Source organism: Rhizobium sp. BK661 (genome assembly GCF_024808825.1).
In the GTDB taxonomy this organism is placed as follows: Bacteria; Pseudomonadota; Alphaproteobacteria; order Rhizobiales; family Rhizobiaceae; genus Rhizobium.
Genome location: NZ_JANTYT010000002.1, coordinates 379,450 through 392,727, shown reverse-complemented (window position 1 = coordinate 392,727; position 13,278 = coordinate 379,450). Strand labels below are relative to the sequence as shown.

Here is a 13,278-nt window from a genome sequence, read left to right as displayed (position 1 = left end):
GACCAATGACGGTTTTGAAGTCGCAGATTTCGACGAATTCGGAGAGCTTCAGGACAAATCGCGCGGCAATGGCCGAAGCGATCCGCGCTATCGAAGAGGCGGCCGTGAGCGCCGCAAATGGCGGCGGACCTGCAGCGCGCGAGCGCCATGTCGCCCGCGGCAAGATGCTACCGCGCGATCGGATCGCAGCCCTGCTCGATCCGGCTACACCGTTTCTCGAGATCGGGTTGACCGCAGCGCACGGCATGTACGGCAACGAGGCTCCCGGTGCCGGCCTGATTACCGGCATCGGCCGGGTTTCAGGGCGCGATTGCATGATCGTCTGCAACGATGCGACGGTCAAAGGCGGCACCTACTTTCCGATGACGGTGAAGAAGCACCTGCGTGCGCAGGAAGTTGCAGCTCAGAACAATCTGCCTTGCATCTACCTGGTGGATTCCGGCGGCGCGAACCTGCCGAACCAGGACGAGGTGTTCCCTGATCGCGATCATTTCGGCCGGATATTCTACAATCAGGCCAATATGTCGGCGGCAGGAGTTCCGCAGATTGCCGTCGTCATGGGCTCGTGTACGGCAGGCGGTGCCTATGTACCGGCCATGTCCGACGAGGCGATCATCGTCGAGGGGCAGGGAACGATTTTTCTTGCCGGCCCGCCACTGGTCAAGGCAGCAACCGGTGAAGTCGTCTCGGCCGAGGATCTCGGTGGCGGCGATGTGCACACAAGGCTCTCCGGTGTAGCGGACCATCTTGCGCGCGATGACGGACATGCGCTGGCGCTGGCGAGGCGTGCTGTCTCCAACCTCAATCGATCCAAGGCGGGTGGCGTCGAGCGCCAAGCGGTCGAGGCGCCATTGTTCGATCCCGCGGAAATCGCAGGGATCGTTCCGGCCGACTTGCGCGTGCCCTATGACGTGCGCGAGGTCATTGCCCGTATCGTCGACGGCTCGCGCTTCGATGAATTCAAGGCACGTTATGGGACGACGTTGGTCTGCGGCTTCGCCCATGTCCACGGTATCCCGGTGGGCATTGTCGCCAATAACGGGGTGCTGTTTTCGGAATCGGCCCTGAAGGGCGCTCATTTCGTTGAACTCTGCTCGCAGCGCAGGATACCGCTGGTCTTCCTGCAGAACATCACGGGCTTCATGGTGGGCCGCAAATACGAAACCGAAGGCATTGCGAAGAATGGCGCGAAGCTCGTTACCGCCGTCGCAACAACAGGTGTGCCGAAGGTAACGATGCTGGTTGGCGGTTCCTTTGGGGCGGGCAATTACGGCATGGCGGGTCGCGCCTTCTCGCCGCGCTTTCTCTGGACATGGCCGAACAGCCGCATCTCGGTCATGGGTGGAGAGCAGGCGGCAGGCGTGCTCGCGACTGTGCGGGGAGAGGCGCTTTCCCGCGCCGGCACGCCCTGGTCGCCAGAGGAGGAGAGCAGTTTCAAGCAGCCGGTGCTCGATCTCTTCGAACGGCAGAGCCATCCGCTCTACGCGTCGGCGCGGCTCTGGGACGACGGGGTGATCGATCCGGCAAAGAGCCGCGATGTGCTCGGTCTCTCGCTGTCTGCGGCGCTGAATGCGCCGATTGAAGAGACGCGCTTCGGCCTGTTCCGGATGTGAGGTAGCGATGTTCCAGAAAATTCTCATCGCAAACCGTGGCGAGATTGCCTGCCGGGTGATCCGGACCGCCAGACGCATGGGGATCGCCACCGTGGCGGTCTATTCGGATGCCGATGTTGGGGCACTGCATGTCGAGATGGCGGACGAGGCGGTTCGCCTTGGGCCGGCCAGTGCACAGGAAAGCTATCTCTCGATCGAACGGATCCTTTCCGCAGCGGAGCGGACCGGCGCCGAAGCCATTCACCCCGGTTATGGGTTTCTGTCCGAGAATGCCGACTTTGCGGCAGCCGTGGAGGCCGCGGGGATGGTCTTCATTGGACCGCAGCCGTCCTCCATCCGTGCCATGGGACTGAAGGACGCGGCAAAGGCGCTGATGGACCAGTCCGGCGTGCCCGTGGTTCCCGGCTATCATGGCGAGGAGCAGAATGACGGCTTTCTGGCCGATCAGGCGACCCTGATCGGTTACCCCGTGCTCATCAAGGCCCGGGCCGGCGGTGGCGGCAAGGGCATGCGCCGCGTCGATAGTGAAGAGGATTTTCCCGAGGCACTCGCGGCCGCACGGCGGGAGGCGAAAGCAGCCTTCGGCGACGATGCCGTATTGATCGAGCGGTATCTCATTCGCCCACGCCACATCGAAGTTCAGATCTTCGGCGATCGTCATGGAAACGTCGTGCATCTTTTCGAGCGCGATTGCTCGCTACAGCGTCGCCACCAGAAGGTGATCGAAGAAGCGCCGGCACCGGGGATGACGCCGGAGATGCGGCGCGCGATGGGCGACGCCGCCGTACGTGCGGCGCGTGCCATTTCCTACCGTGGGGCCGGCACCGTGGAATTCATCGCGGACGTATCGAACGGCCTCTGGCCGGATCGCTTCTACTTCATGGAGATGAATACCCGCCTTCAGGTCGAGCATGCTGTCACCGAAGCGATCACCGGCGTCGACCTGGTCGAGTGGCAATTGCATGTCGCTGCCGGCGAGCCCCTACCGAAGAAGCAGTCGGAGCTTGAGATCTACGGTTGGGCCTTCGAGGCCCGGATCTACGCAGAGGATGCCGCCAAGGGGTTCCTGCCCGCGACGGGAACGATCAGGCATTTGGACTTTCCGGATGTTACGGCGCGGATCGATGCCGGAGTCCGTCCGGGCGATACGGTCTCCGCCCATTACGATCCGCTGATCGCCAAGATGATTGTGCATGGACCAAACCGCAATGTCGCTCTGTCGCGGTTAACCCATGCGTTACAGAGTTCACATGTCGTTGGCGTCACCACCAATTTGGACTTTCTGGCCAGGTTGAGTGCGCAGGCGGAATTCGTCGCCGGCCATCCCGATACCGGCCTGATCGATCGCGATCTTCAATTGCTGACGGCAATCGAGTCGCCTGCAGACACGGTTGTTGCTCTTGCAGCGGTGCTGTCGCTGGGTGCGCTTAGGCAATCATCGGATGGCGATCCATGGCTGACGCTTGGGCACTGGCAGCTTTGGAGCGAAATGCAGCGCATCGTCGCGCTGACCTACGAAGGGGGGCATTCAACGCTACGGGTTGCCGCAAAGGGGTTTGATTTCTTTGCGGTACACGACGGCCGGCGCGTCATTCCGGTGAAAATCGTCAGTCGGCAGGAGGACGGATGCCGGGCTGAGATCGACGGCCGGCAAGTCCAGGTCAAGGCGAGCCTGGCGGCGCATCACTTGGTGGTCAGCGTCGATCACAGAACCCATATGTTCCACCTCGGAAACCCGCTCGATTTCAGTGCGAGCGATGTGGCGGATGGCAACAGGCTGATCGCCCCGATGCCGGGCTTTGTGAAAATCGTGCGCACGAGTTCGGGAGCCGCGGTCTCCAAGGGCGATGCGCTTGTCGTCATGGAAGCGATGAAAATGGAACTCACACTCGTTGCGGCCCGCGACGGAACGGTGGACGCAGTCGAGGTGAGTGAAGGCCAGCAGGTCGATGAAGGCGCGGTGCTTCTGACGCTTCGGGTAGAGGAGACGTGATTGTGCAGCCCGGAGAATCGTCATTGCTGCCGCGGGATGTCTCGATCGTCGAGATGGCACCACGCGATGGGTTGCAGAACGAGAAGGATTTAATCCCGACCGCCACGAAAATTGCTCTGATCGACATGATCTCGGAATGTGGTTTCGAGCGGATCGAGGCGACAAGCTTCGTCAGCCCGAAGTGGGTGCCGCAACTTGCTGATGCGGCCGAAGTCATGGCCGGCATTAAGCGGAGACCAGGTGTTCGCTACGCAGTTCTGACGCCGAATATGAAAGGGTTCGACGCGGCAATCGCGGCGGGCGCGGACGAGGTCGCGATCTTCGCGTCCGCCTCGGAAAGCTTCTCGCAAAAGAACATCAACTGTTCCATCGCCGAGAGCATCGAGCGCTTCAAGCCGGTTGCCGAAGCAAGCCATGCGCGCGGCGTCCCGATGCGCGGCTATGTCAGCTGCGTCGTCGAGTGTCCCTATGAGGGTACGGTTTCGCCCGATGCGGCGGCGCGCGTCGTCGAGAGCCTGCATTCTTTAGGCTGCTACGAGATCAGCCTCGGTGATACGATCGGCAGAGGACGGCCGGAAGAGGTCGATCAGATGCTGGTCACGGTCCTCTCGTCTGCACCGGCGACGATGCTTGCCGGTCATTTCCACGACACCGATGGCTGGGCCCTCGACAATATCGAGGTTTCGTTGAAGCACGGGCTGCGGGTTTTCGACGCCTCAGTCGGCGGCTTGGGCGGTTGCCCCTACGCACCGGGCGCAAAGGGCAATGTCGATACATTGGAAGTCGCCCAGTTCCTTGCTCGCAAGGGTTATCGAACCGGGCTCTCGCCGCAAAAGCTGGAAGAGGCTGCGCGCTTTGCCCAGAGCCTCAGGAGTGCAGGGTAATGCCGGAAACGCTGATGATTTCGATCGACGAACACGGTGTTGCTCGGCTTACGCTGGCCCGCGAAGACAAACATAATGCCATGTCCGCCGGAATGATCGACGAACTGACGGAAGCGGCAAACGCTCTCGGATCGGATAGGAATGTACGCGTCATCGTACTTGCAGGGGCGGGTAAGAGCTTCTGTGCAGGCGGTGATCTGGAGTGGATGAGTGCCCAGTTCCAAGCAAGCCGGGCGGAGAGAATCGCCGAAGCCCGGCGGCTAGCGATGATGTTCAAGGTGCTGAACGAGGTTCCGAAGCCACTCGTTGGCTGCGTCCACGGGAGTGCCTTTGGCGGCGGGATCGGATTGATCAGCGTCTGCGATGCCGTGGTTGCTTCAGAAACCGCTCGTTTTGGCCTGACGGAAGTTCGGCTTGGCCTGATTCCAGCAACGATCAGCCCCTATGTCGTGGCGCGAATTGGCAGTTCTGCGGCGCGGTCCCTCTTTGCTTCCGGCCGAACGTTCGACGCGTCCCATGCCAAATCGATCGGTCTTGTTGCCTCCGTCGTGCCGCCAGGTGATCTCGAATGGGTCATCAATCAGGAAGTCGTCGAATTCCTCGCAGCTTCGCCGCAGGCCGCAGCGCGCGCCAAGGCCCTTGCACGTTCGCTTGCCACGCCAATCACAGACGAGATCATCGACAACGTGATTACCCAACTTGCCGACACGTGGGAAACAGAAGAGGCGCAAGCCGGCATTGCCGCCTTCTTCGAAAAACGCCGATAGAATTCCAGCGGGCGTCGACTGCCGGGGAAGACTGACTCAAGCCGGGTGTGGGATTTATGGCGGAGAGGGTGGGATTTGAACCCACGATACCCTTGCAGGTATGCCGCATTTCGAGTGCGGTGCATTCGACCACTCTGCCACCTCTCCGCGGTTTGGTCGGCGCTCGTTCGGCGCGGTGGGCTACATAGCGAGAGAATGACGGGCTGGCAAGACGAAATCTCAAAGCTTTTCATCCTTTTGCCTTGACAGTGTTTTTGGCCTCGCGTATCTCGGCTTCGCAATAGGTGTGGATAAGTCTGCGCCTTACCAGTCTCGCGTTCGCGCGGGGTGGATCACCGGCAGCGAGAGTTCTGGGCTAAGGCCTCTGAAATCCCTGCTTAACCTCGACTGATAAAAAGACGGCCACCTGCTTGTTGGGCGGGTATGAGCCGGAACGAACATGAAAGGATAAAAAATGTTCGCAGTCATCAAGACCGGCGGTAAGCAGTACCGTGTGGCGGCAAACGACGTGCTGACCATCGAGAAGCTTGAAGCAACCGCTGGCGACGCAATTGAATTCACCGAAGTCCTCGTAATCGGCGAAGGCGCCGACGCTGCGATTGGTGCTCCCTTCGTTAAGGGCGCTTCCGTCAAGGCCGAAGTGGTCGAGCACAACCGCGGCAAGAAGGTCATCGCCTTCAAGAAGCGCCGTCGTCAGAACTCGAAGCGTTCGCGCGGCCATCGCCAGCATCACACCGTTGTCCGCATCACGGACATCGTGGCTGCCAAGTAAGATCACGGGACTTAAGGTTTAAAGGAGAACACCAATGGCACACAAAAAAGCTGGCGGTTCATCGCGCAACGGTCGTGATTCCGAATCCAAGCGCCTTGGCGTGAAGAAGTTCGGTGGCGAAACCGTCATCGCAGGCAACATCATCGTGCGTCAGCGCGGTACGCAGTGGCATCCGGGCGCCAATGTCGGCCTCGGCAAGGACCACACCATTTTTGCGCTTACGGCCGGCAATGTGAACTACCGTACGAAGGCCAATGGCCGCGTGTACGTGTCTGTAATGCCGAAAGCGGAAGCAGCGGAATAAGCCGGTAGCGCTCTAAAACAGCCGGCGTCTCATCGACCCGGCTGAGCGTATCAGGTTCAGTCCAGAAAACAGGGGAGATGGGGCGCCATCTCCCCTTTTTTCTTGTCCAACGAAGGAGGACTGAACATGCAAGGCGAATTGTTGAGGGAAGGCCAATCGCGGTCTTTCAGGGAAGGCCAGCGGTCTCCCAAGGAACGGCTGAGGCCGGAGCCGTTAAGGACCGATTGCCCTGTCTTACTGTCGGAGCGGCTCGTCATGCGCGCGCCGCACGAAGAAGACATCGACGCCCTTGCCCATCTTGCCAACAACGCCAAAGTCGCCACCATGGTGTCGCGTATGCCGCACCCGTATACGGCCAATGATGCCGCCGACTTCGTGCGACGCACGAAAAACGGCGAGATTGGCAAGTGCGTCTATGCGATCACGAAAGCCGAAAATGGCGCCTTCATGGGGTGCTGCGGAGTTGAGCCGCATCTTGACGGGCGGACCGTCGAGATCGGTTACTGGCTAGGAGAACCTTACTGGAATCAAGGCTTTATGACTGAGGCGTGCCACGCCCTGGTCGATATGGTCTTTCGTACGAGGCAGGATGTCGATCAGATCGATGCTCGTTGCCGGGTGATGAACGTCGCTTCGCGGCGGGTCATCCAGAAGTGCGGCTTCCAGTTCCAGGGATCGGGCCTTGCGGCATCGCTGGCGCTCGGCAGTAACGTGCCGGTCGAGTGGTACAGGCTTGACCGCAAGACCTGGATGTCGCTGAGAAGCTGGGGGAGCGTCTTATGAACGCGATCAGTCTTCAAAGGCCCAGGAGCCAGTCGATGGCGCCCGGCTCGATGCCTGTCATTGCGACCGACCGGCTGGTTCTCCGGCCGCACCGGCTGAGCGATGCCGATGCGATCGCGGACACGTTGTCCGACTTCGCGGTGACCCGCATGCTCGCGCGTGTTCCTGCTCCTTACGACAAGCAGGACGCGCTCGACTGGCTGGTACCGGTGATGGCTGGCGGTATGCCCGACTGGCAGTTTGCGATCACGACTGGCGACGACGCCCATATCGGCGTCGTCGCGATCGAGCTTCGCCATGGTCTATGGCACCTCGGTTACTGGCTGAACCGTTTCTACTGGCGGCGCGGCTACATGAGCGAGGCGGTATCAGCTGTGTTGGAGCGTTTTTCGCGCCGCATGCCCGAGACCACGCTTCATTCCGGCGTGTTCGCCGACAACCCGGCCTCGCTGAAGCTGCAGGAGAAGCTCGGCTTCCGCATGACCGGTTGCAGCGAGATCTACAGCTTCGCACGCAACACCATGGTCACGCACGTCGAGACGATGCTGAAGCCGGGCGCGTTGCAACAGGCGAGGATTGCTTGAAGAAAGGAGAGGCGTCCCGAGGTGTTCGGGACGCCTGCCTATTCACCGTCGATCTCGACCCAGACGGGGAAGTGGTCGGAGCCGACCGAGTCGGTATCGATCTTTGCCGATTTCAAGCGGCCCACGAGGCCGCAGCTGACAAAGATGTAATCGAGATGCATGCGTTTGCCATGATCCTTGGGATCCATCCAGCTATAGCTGCCGGGCGGGTAAGCCTCCAACGTCGCAAGCGCGTCGACAGGCGTGCCGATGCGCGGGACGCGGCCGTAGTAGCCGTCCTTGGCGCCGGCAAGAATGCAGTATTCCGGCGACTCCGGCGTCATGTTGAAGTCGCCCATGATGAGGTAGTCCTCGGGCAACGGCGGATCATCGACGTCGACCTCTGCAGCGCCAGTGACGGAGCCGCCCTCGGAAACGAAGGCGTTGATGCGTTCGTTGAGGTGGGCGAGCTGGCGACTGCGCTCGTCGATGGAGACGTGATCGAGATGCACGGAGTAGACACGCAGCGCCCCCGCCGGCGTTTCGATCACGGCTTCAGTTGCGCCGCGCTGGAGATTGACCTTGGAGATCGTTCGGCTGCGCGGCAGAAGCAGCGTTCGGGTCGCGAGGATCGGCCAGCGCGAGAGTACCATGTTGCCGAATTGGAAGCGCGTTCCGCGTGGCGGCCAGCCATCGGAACCCTCTTCGATATGCAGGTCACAAGCCGGTCCATAGACCCAGAAATGGTTGGGAAAAAGCTCTGCAAGGTCGGCAACCATGTCGGCATAGTCGTTCCTGGCGAAGCCGCGAGTGACCTCCTGGAGCGCGATGATGTCAGCACCCTCGAGGCTCGCGGCGATTCGGTCGAGGTCGTAGATGCCATCAAGACCGAAGCCGTACTGTATGTTATAGCTCGCAAACTTCACGATAATCCTTTGACCTCCGATTGAACCGCCTATATCGAAAGCGGCAAGAGGGGCGATGAACAGCCACCGGACATGGAAGTAAAATGAAATTTCTCGACGAAGCAAAGGTCTATATCAAGTCTGGAGACGGCGGCGCGGGCAGCGTCTCGTTCCGACGCGAGAAATTCCTCGAATTCGGCGGCCCGGATGGCGGTGACGGCGGACGCGGCGGCGACGTCTGGGTCGAGGCAGTAAATGGCCTCAACACGCTGATCGATTTCCGCTACCAACAGCACTTCAAGGCCAAGGTCGGCACGCACGGGATGGGCAGGGACCGCACCGGCGCCAATGGCGACCACGTGACGCTGAAGGTGCCAGTCGGTACGCAGGTTTTCGAGGAAGACCAGGAAACACTGATCTGCGACCTCACCGAGGAAGGCCAACGCTTCCGGCTCGCTACCGGCGGCAACGGGGGCTTCGGAAACGCGCACTTCAAATCCTCGGTCAACCAGGCACCGGACTGGGCCAATCCCGGTCTTCCCGGTGAGGAAAAGACGATCTGGCTGCATCTGAAACTGATTGCAGATGCCGGTCTCGTCGGATTGCCGAATGCCGGCAAGTCTACGTTCCTTGCGGCTGTCACTCGCGCCCGGCCGAAGATCGCTAATTATCCCTTCACGACATTGCACCCGAACCTCGGCGTAGCGACGGTTGATGGCCAGGAGTTCATCCTTGCCGACATTCCGGGGTTGATTGAAGGCGCGCATGAAGGCGTCGGGATTGGGGACCGGTTCCTTGGTCACGTCGAGCGTACGCGTGTGCTGCTGCATCTTGTCTCCTCGCAGGAGGAGAAGGTTGGCAAGGCGTACACGACCGTGCGCCGTGAACTCGAGGCATACGGCGGTGATCTTGGCGACAAGCTGGAGATCGTTGCGCTTTCGCAGATCGATGTGCTTGATGATGCTACGCTGAAGAAGAAGACCAAGGAACTTGCCAAGGCCTGCGGCAGGACGCCGTTCCAGATTTCCGCAGCCACAGGCACGGGCATGACGGAAGTGCTGCGCGCCTTGCGGGACATCATCGTCGAGGCGAATGCCGGTACGGCCGAAAAACTCGCCAAGGCACCGAAGCTCCGCCACCGCGATATGGTGTCGGACGATGAAGGCGAGGCCAATGACGACGCGTAAGTCGCTCGAGCGCTATCGCCGCGCCGTCATCAAGATCGGCTCGGCCCTCCTCGTCGATCGCAAGACGGGCCTGAAGAAGGCGTGGCTCGACGCGATGTGCCGCGATATCGCAGCGCTGAAGGCCAAGGGCGTTGATGTCCTCGTCGTTTCCTCCGGTGCTATTGCACTCGGTCGCTCCGTCCTCGACCTGCCTTCGGGCGCCTTGAAGCTGGAGGAAAGCCAGGCGTCGGCGGCCGTCGGCCAGATCGCCTTGGCCCGCGCCTGGTCGGAAAGCCTGTCGCGGGACGAGATCGTTGCCGGTCAGATTCTTCTGACGCTCGGCGATACCGAAGAGCGCCGCCGCTATCTCAACGCGCGCGCCACTATCAACCAGCTTCTGAAGATTGGCGCGGTGCCGATCATCAATGAGAACGATACTGTTGCCACCAGCGAAATCCGCTACGGCGACAATGATCGCCTGGCCGCGCGTGTCGCGACGATGACCGGCGCTGATCTGCTCATTTTGCTGTCCGATATCGACGGGCTCTACACGGCACCGCCGCACCTTGATCCGCAGGCCGAGTTTCTCGCTACGATCGCTGAGATCACGCCTGAGATCGAAGCCATGGCTGGGGGCGCGGCATCCGAACTGTCGCGCGGCGGGATGCGCACCAAGATCGATGCCGGCAAGATCGCGACGACGGCTGGCTGTGCCATGATCATTGCGTCAGGCAAGACGGACAGCCCGCTTTCGGCAATCGAGAACGGGGCGCGGTCCTCTTGGTTTGCGCCCTCTGGGACGCCCGTAACAGCGCGAAAGACCTGGATTGCTGGTCAATTGCAGCCGGCGGGCGAACTTCACGTCGACGAGGGCGCCGTTGCGGCGCTCGGCGCCGGCAAGAGCCTGCTGCCAGCCGGCGTGCGCAAAGTGGTCGGGCTTTTCAGCCGCGGCGATACGGTGGCAATCGTTGGCCCGCACGGGCGCGAGATCGCGCGCGGGCTTGCCGGCTACGATGCCGAAGAGGCGCGGCAGATAACCGGTCGTAAGTCGGCGGAGATCGAGGCAATTCTCGGCTACGCGGGGCGAGCGGCAATGATCCATCGCGACGACATGGTGATGACGTCGCAGATCAGTTCGAAATCGGAAAGGCAGAAGAAGGACACAAGCTATGCTTGATACCGTTGCGCAGAGCCCTGACATTGACGCGCTGATGAATGACATCGGCCGCAAAGCCAAGGCCGCCGCGCGACCGTTGGGCTTTGCGTCCACTGAAGCCAAAAACAAGGCGCTGAACGCCATGGCGGATGCGATCCTCGCCAACAAGGATCATATCCTCGCCGAGAATGCCAAGGATCTGAAGGATGTCGCCGGTACGGATATGCTGGCCTCATTCGTTGACCGCCTGACGTTGACCGACAAGCGCATTGCCGAAATGGCCGACGGGATCCGCGCGATTGCGGCCCTCAAGGATCCGGTCGGCGAAGTGATCGCGGCCTGGGATCGGCCGAATGGTCTGAAGATCGAGCGCGTCCGCACGCCGCTCGGCGTCATCGGCGTGATTTTCGAGAGCCGCCCGAATGTGACTGCGGATGCTGGCGCCCTGTGCCTGAAGGCCGGCAACGCTGTCATTTTGCGGTGTGGTTCTGATTCCCGGCGTTCCTCGCAGGCAATCCATAGCTGCCTTGTGCAAGGCCTGAAGGTCGCAGGGCTTCCGGAGCATGCAATTCAGCTTGTGCCGGTAAGCGACCGGGCTGCCGTCGGCGCGATGTTACGCGGACTGGGTGGCGCGATCGACGTGATCGTTCCGCGCGGCGGCAAGAGCCTTGTTGCACGCGTTCAGAACGAGGCGAGAGTGCCGGTCTTCGCGCACCTTGAAGGGCTTTGCCATATCTACGTGGATGCCTCGGCCGACCTCGGCATGGCGAAGGAGATCGTCGTCAACGCAAAAATGCGGCGCACGGGTATTTGCGGTGCGGTGGAAACGATCCTCGTCGACAGCGCTGCGGCCAGTACCCATCTCCGCCCGCTGTTGGAGGCCCTCGCAGGCGCCACTTGCGAGATTCGCGGTTCTACTGCCGTCGTTCAAGCGATGCCCGGTGTGAGGGCCGCCACCGAGGAAGATTGGTCGACGGAATATCTGGATGCCATCGTTTCGGTTGCCGTTGTCGACGGCATCTCCGGTGCGATCCAGCATATCCAGACCTACTCCTCCAATCACACCGAGGCTGTTATTGCCGAGGATCCGGATGTGGTTGAGCGATTCTTCACCGAGGTTGATTCCGCAATCCTGCTGCACAATGCATCCACCCAGTTTGCCGATGGCGGCGAGTTCGGGATGGGGGCAGAGATCGGAATCGCCACGGGCAAGATGCATGCCCGCGGCCCCGTCGGCGTCGAGCAATTGACATCCTTCAAGTATCGGGTGCGCGGCACCGGACAAACCCGGCGCTGACGTGATCAACGACGAAATCGACCGACCTTATCTTCGCATGCCGCATACGGAGCGCGGCATGGTCGTCGGTCTTTTCGGCGGCTCCTTCAATCCGCCGCATGACGGCCATGCGCTGGTTGCCGAAATCGCGATCAAGCGGCTCGGCCTCGATCAGTTGTGGTGGATCGTTACACCGGGCAATCCCCTCAAGGACCGGCGCCAGTTGCTGCCGCTTTCCGAGCGGATTGCTTTGAGTGAGCGGCTTGCTCGGCATCCTTCGATCAAGATCACCGCATTCGAGCGTGATTTCGCGACGAGCTTCACGGCCAACACGTTGGCGCGCGTCAAGGCGCGAAATCCGCATGTCCATTTCATCTGGATCATGGGGGCTGATAGCCTGAAGACGTTCCATCTGTGGCAGCGCTGGCAGGACATCGTCAACACGTTTCCAATTGCCGTCATCGACCGGCCGGGTTCCACGCTGTCGTTCCTCTCGTCGAAGATGGCGCGGACGTTCGATTTCGCTCGTATTGACGAGGACGATTCTCAAGCCCTCTGGAAACGGCGCGCACCTGCCTGGACCTTCATACACGGTCCGCGCTCGGGCCTCAGCTCGACCGCTATCCGCGACGCCTTGAAATAGTTGGTTTTTTCGGGATCGAACAAACGAAAAGCCCGACGGGGGAGGAGATCCGTCGGGCTTCGTAAACTTGATCGACAACTGGGAGGAGGAGTGTTGCCGATCCATATCAAACGACTTTGGGAGGAGGAGGTCGTCGTTTGATGAGTGTGTTGTACCACATTTTCCGTGTTTTTAAAGCTAGTGTATTGCATTGCAGCAATGCGTAGAAGGCATATCTCTCGATCGAAGCCGCTTCTGTGATGCTCATTTCTTTTGCATTCTCAAGGATTTCGGCCAAGCCTCCGCGTTTTTGGCGCGCCCTCATGCGGAATTCCAGCTCTTTTAGTGGACGGTGGTGCCCAGCCATGCACTTCACGAATGTGTGAAGTGCTGCGATCAAGCAGAATGGTTATGCCCTGGAAAATATAACGGTAGCCAAGGCGCGGGCGACGTTATATTTCTCCGGATATTGCG

At 60.7% G+C, this 13,278-nt stretch carries 13 protein-coding genes and 1 tRNA gene; 12 read left to right on the top strand and 2 right to left on the bottom strand.

The features are described 5' to 3' along the window. Window positions 1–5 precede the first annotated feature (5 nt). From FHX16_RS08230 to FHX16_RS08215, 4 genes are read left to right on the top strand one after another with little or no spacing between them, the layout of a single operon-like run. Window positions 6–1,613 (top strand): carboxyl transferase domain-containing protein, encoded by a 1,608-nt coding sequence (locus FHX16_RS08230; protein ID WP_183864355.1) that lies wholly within the window; start codon window positions 6–8, stop codon window positions 1,611–1,613. Window positions 1,614–1,620: 7 nt separating this feature from the next. Next, window positions 1,621–3,606 (top strand): acetyl/propionyl/methylcrotonyl-CoA carboxylase subunit alpha, encoded by a 1,986-nt coding sequence (locus FHX16_RS08225; protein ID WP_259126939.1) that lies wholly within the window; start codon window positions 1,621–1,623, stop codon window positions 3,604–3,606. Next, window positions 3,603–4,490 (top strand): hydroxymethylglutaryl-CoA lyase, encoded by an 888-nt coding sequence (locus FHX16_RS08220; RefSeq protein WP_183754991.1) that lies wholly within the window; start codon window positions 3,603–3,605, stop codon window positions 4,488–4,490. Before FHX16_RS08225 ends, FHX16_RS08220 begins: the two co-directional genes overlap by 4 nt. Beyond that, entirely contained in the window at window positions 4,490–5,257 is a 768-nt protein-coding gene (locus FHX16_RS08215) for a crotonase/enoyl-CoA hydratase family protein (protein ID WP_259126937.1), read from the top strand. Before FHX16_RS08220 ends, FHX16_RS08215 begins: the two co-directional genes overlap by 1 nt. A 57-nt stretch (window positions 5,258–5,314) precedes the next feature. Here FHX16_RS08215 and FHX16_RS08210 read toward each other — a convergent pair. Beyond that, window positions 5,315–5,404 (bottom strand) — tRNA-Ser (locus FHX16_RS08210). 307 nt (window positions 5,405–5,711) lie between these two features. Between FHX16_RS08210 and rplU the strand changes: the two genes are divergently transcribed. From rplU to FHX16_RS08190, 4 genes are all read left to right on the top strand, one after another. Then, window positions 5,712–6,029, top strand: coding sequence for a 50S ribosomal protein L21 (gene rplU / locus FHX16_RS08205; RefSeq protein ID WP_007528566.1), 318 nt, complete (start codon window positions 5,712–5,714; stop codon window positions 6,027–6,029). Between the two features lie 34 nt (window positions 6,030–6,063). Further along, window positions 6,064–6,333 (top strand): 50S ribosomal protein L27, encoded by a 270-nt coding sequence (rpmA, locus tag FHX16_RS08200; protein WP_018855954.1) that lies wholly within the window; start codon window positions 6,064–6,066, stop codon window positions 6,331–6,333. Between the two features lie 126 nt (window positions 6,334–6,459). Then, window positions 6,460–7,116 carry a GNAT family N-acetyltransferase gene (locus tag FHX16_RS08195; protein ID WP_183864352.1) on the top strand — a complete coding sequence of 219 codons (657 nt, stop codon included), beginning with the start codon at window positions 6,460–6,462 and terminating at the stop codon, window positions 7,114–7,116. After that, window positions 7,113–7,700 carry a GNAT family N-acetyltransferase gene (locus FHX16_RS08190; protein WP_183864351.1) on the top strand — a complete coding sequence of 196 codons (588 nt, stop codon included), beginning with the start codon at window positions 7,113–7,115 and terminating at the stop codon, window positions 7,698–7,700. Before FHX16_RS08195 ends, FHX16_RS08190 begins: the two co-directional genes overlap by 4 nt. A 38-nt stretch (window positions 7,701–7,738) precedes the next feature. Here FHX16_RS08190 and FHX16_RS08185 read toward each other — a convergent pair whose 3' ends face one another. After that, window positions 7,739–8,605 carry an endonuclease/exonuclease/phosphatase family protein gene (locus FHX16_RS08185; RefSeq protein ID WP_183864350.1) on the bottom strand — a complete coding sequence of 289 codons (867 nt, stop codon included), beginning with the start codon at window positions 8,603–8,605 and terminating at the stop codon, window positions 7,739–7,741. 83 nt (window positions 8,606–8,688) lie between these two features. On the opposite strand from FHX16_RS08185, the gene obgE reads away from it, so the two are divergent. Genes obgE through FHX16_RS08165 form a run of 4 tightly spaced genes read left to right on the top strand, consistent with a single transcriptional unit; the run spans window position 8,689 to window position 12,825 of the window. Next, window positions 8,689–9,771 (top strand): GTPase ObgE, encoded by a 1,083-nt coding sequence (obgE, locus tag FHX16_RS08180; protein WP_183864349.1) that lies wholly within the window; start codon window positions 8,689–8,691, stop codon window positions 9,769–9,771. Then, window positions 9,758–10,927 (top strand): glutamate 5-kinase, encoded by a 1,170-nt coding sequence (gene proB / locus FHX16_RS08175; RefSeq protein ID WP_183864348.1) that lies wholly within the window; start codon window positions 9,758–9,760, stop codon window positions 10,925–10,927. The genes obgE and proB overlap by 14 nt, the downstream gene beginning before the upstream one ends. Next, the gene (locus tag FHX16_RS08170; protein ID WP_183864347.1) at window positions 10,920–12,203 is read left to right on the top strand and encodes a glutamate-5-semialdehyde dehydrogenase; all 1,284 of its coding nucleotides are present in this window, start codon (window positions 10,920–10,922) and stop codon (window positions 12,201–12,203) included. The genes proB and FHX16_RS08170 overlap by 8 nt, the downstream gene beginning before the upstream one ends. Window positions 12,204–12,240: 37 nt before the next feature. Then, complete coding sequence (locus FHX16_RS08165; protein ID WP_210296766.1) at window positions 12,241–12,825, top strand: nicotinate-nucleotide adenylyltransferase; 585 nt, start codon at window positions 12,241–12,243, stop codon at window positions 12,823–12,825. The last annotated feature ends 453 nt before the right edge of the window (window positions 12,826–13,278 follow it).

Bases quoted from the DNA above. Each gene is read 5' to 3' on its own strand.
- proB (WP_183864348.1), top strand. From the start codon at position 9,758: ATGACGACGCGTAAGTCGCTCGAGCGCTATCGCCGCGCCGTCATCAAG.
- rpmA (WP_018855954.1), top strand. From the start codon at position 6,064: ATGGCACACAAAAAAGCTGGCGGTTCATCGCGCAACGGTCGTGATTCC.
- FHX16_RS08215 (WP_259126937.1), top strand. From the start codon at position 4,490: ATGCCGGAAACGCTGATGATTTCGATCGACGAACACGGTGTTGCTCGG.
- FHX16_RS08195 (WP_183864352.1), top strand. From the start codon at position 6,460: ATGCAAGGCGAATTGTTGAGGGAAGGCCAATCGCGGTCTTTCAGGGAA.
- FHX16_RS08230 (WP_183864355.1), top strand. From the start codon at position 6: ATGACGGTTTTGAAGTCGCAGATTTCGACGAATTCGGAGAGCTTCAGG.
- FHX16_RS08225 (WP_259126939.1), top strand. From the start codon at position 1,621: ATGTTCCAGAAAATTCTCATCGCAAACCGTGGCGAGATTGCCTGCCGG.
- FHX16_RS08170 (WP_183864347.1), top strand. From the start codon at position 10,920: ATGCTTGATACCGTTGCGCAGAGCCCTGACATTGACGCGCTGATGAAT.
- rplU (WP_007528566.1), top strand. From the start codon at position 5,712: ATGTTCGCAGTCATCAAGACCGGCGGTAAGCAGTACCGTGTGGCGGCA.
- FHX16_RS08190 (WP_183864351.1), top strand. From the start codon at position 7,113: ATGAACGCGATCAGTCTTCAAAGGCCCAGGAGCCAGTCGATGGCGCCC.
- FHX16_RS08165 (WP_210296766.1), top strand. From the start codon at position 12,241: ATGCCGCATACGGAGCGCGGCATGGTCGTCGGTCTTTTCGGCGGCTCC.
- obgE (WP_183864349.1), top strand. From the start codon at position 8,689: ATGAAATTTCTCGACGAAGCAAAGGTCTATATCAAGTCTGGAGACGGC.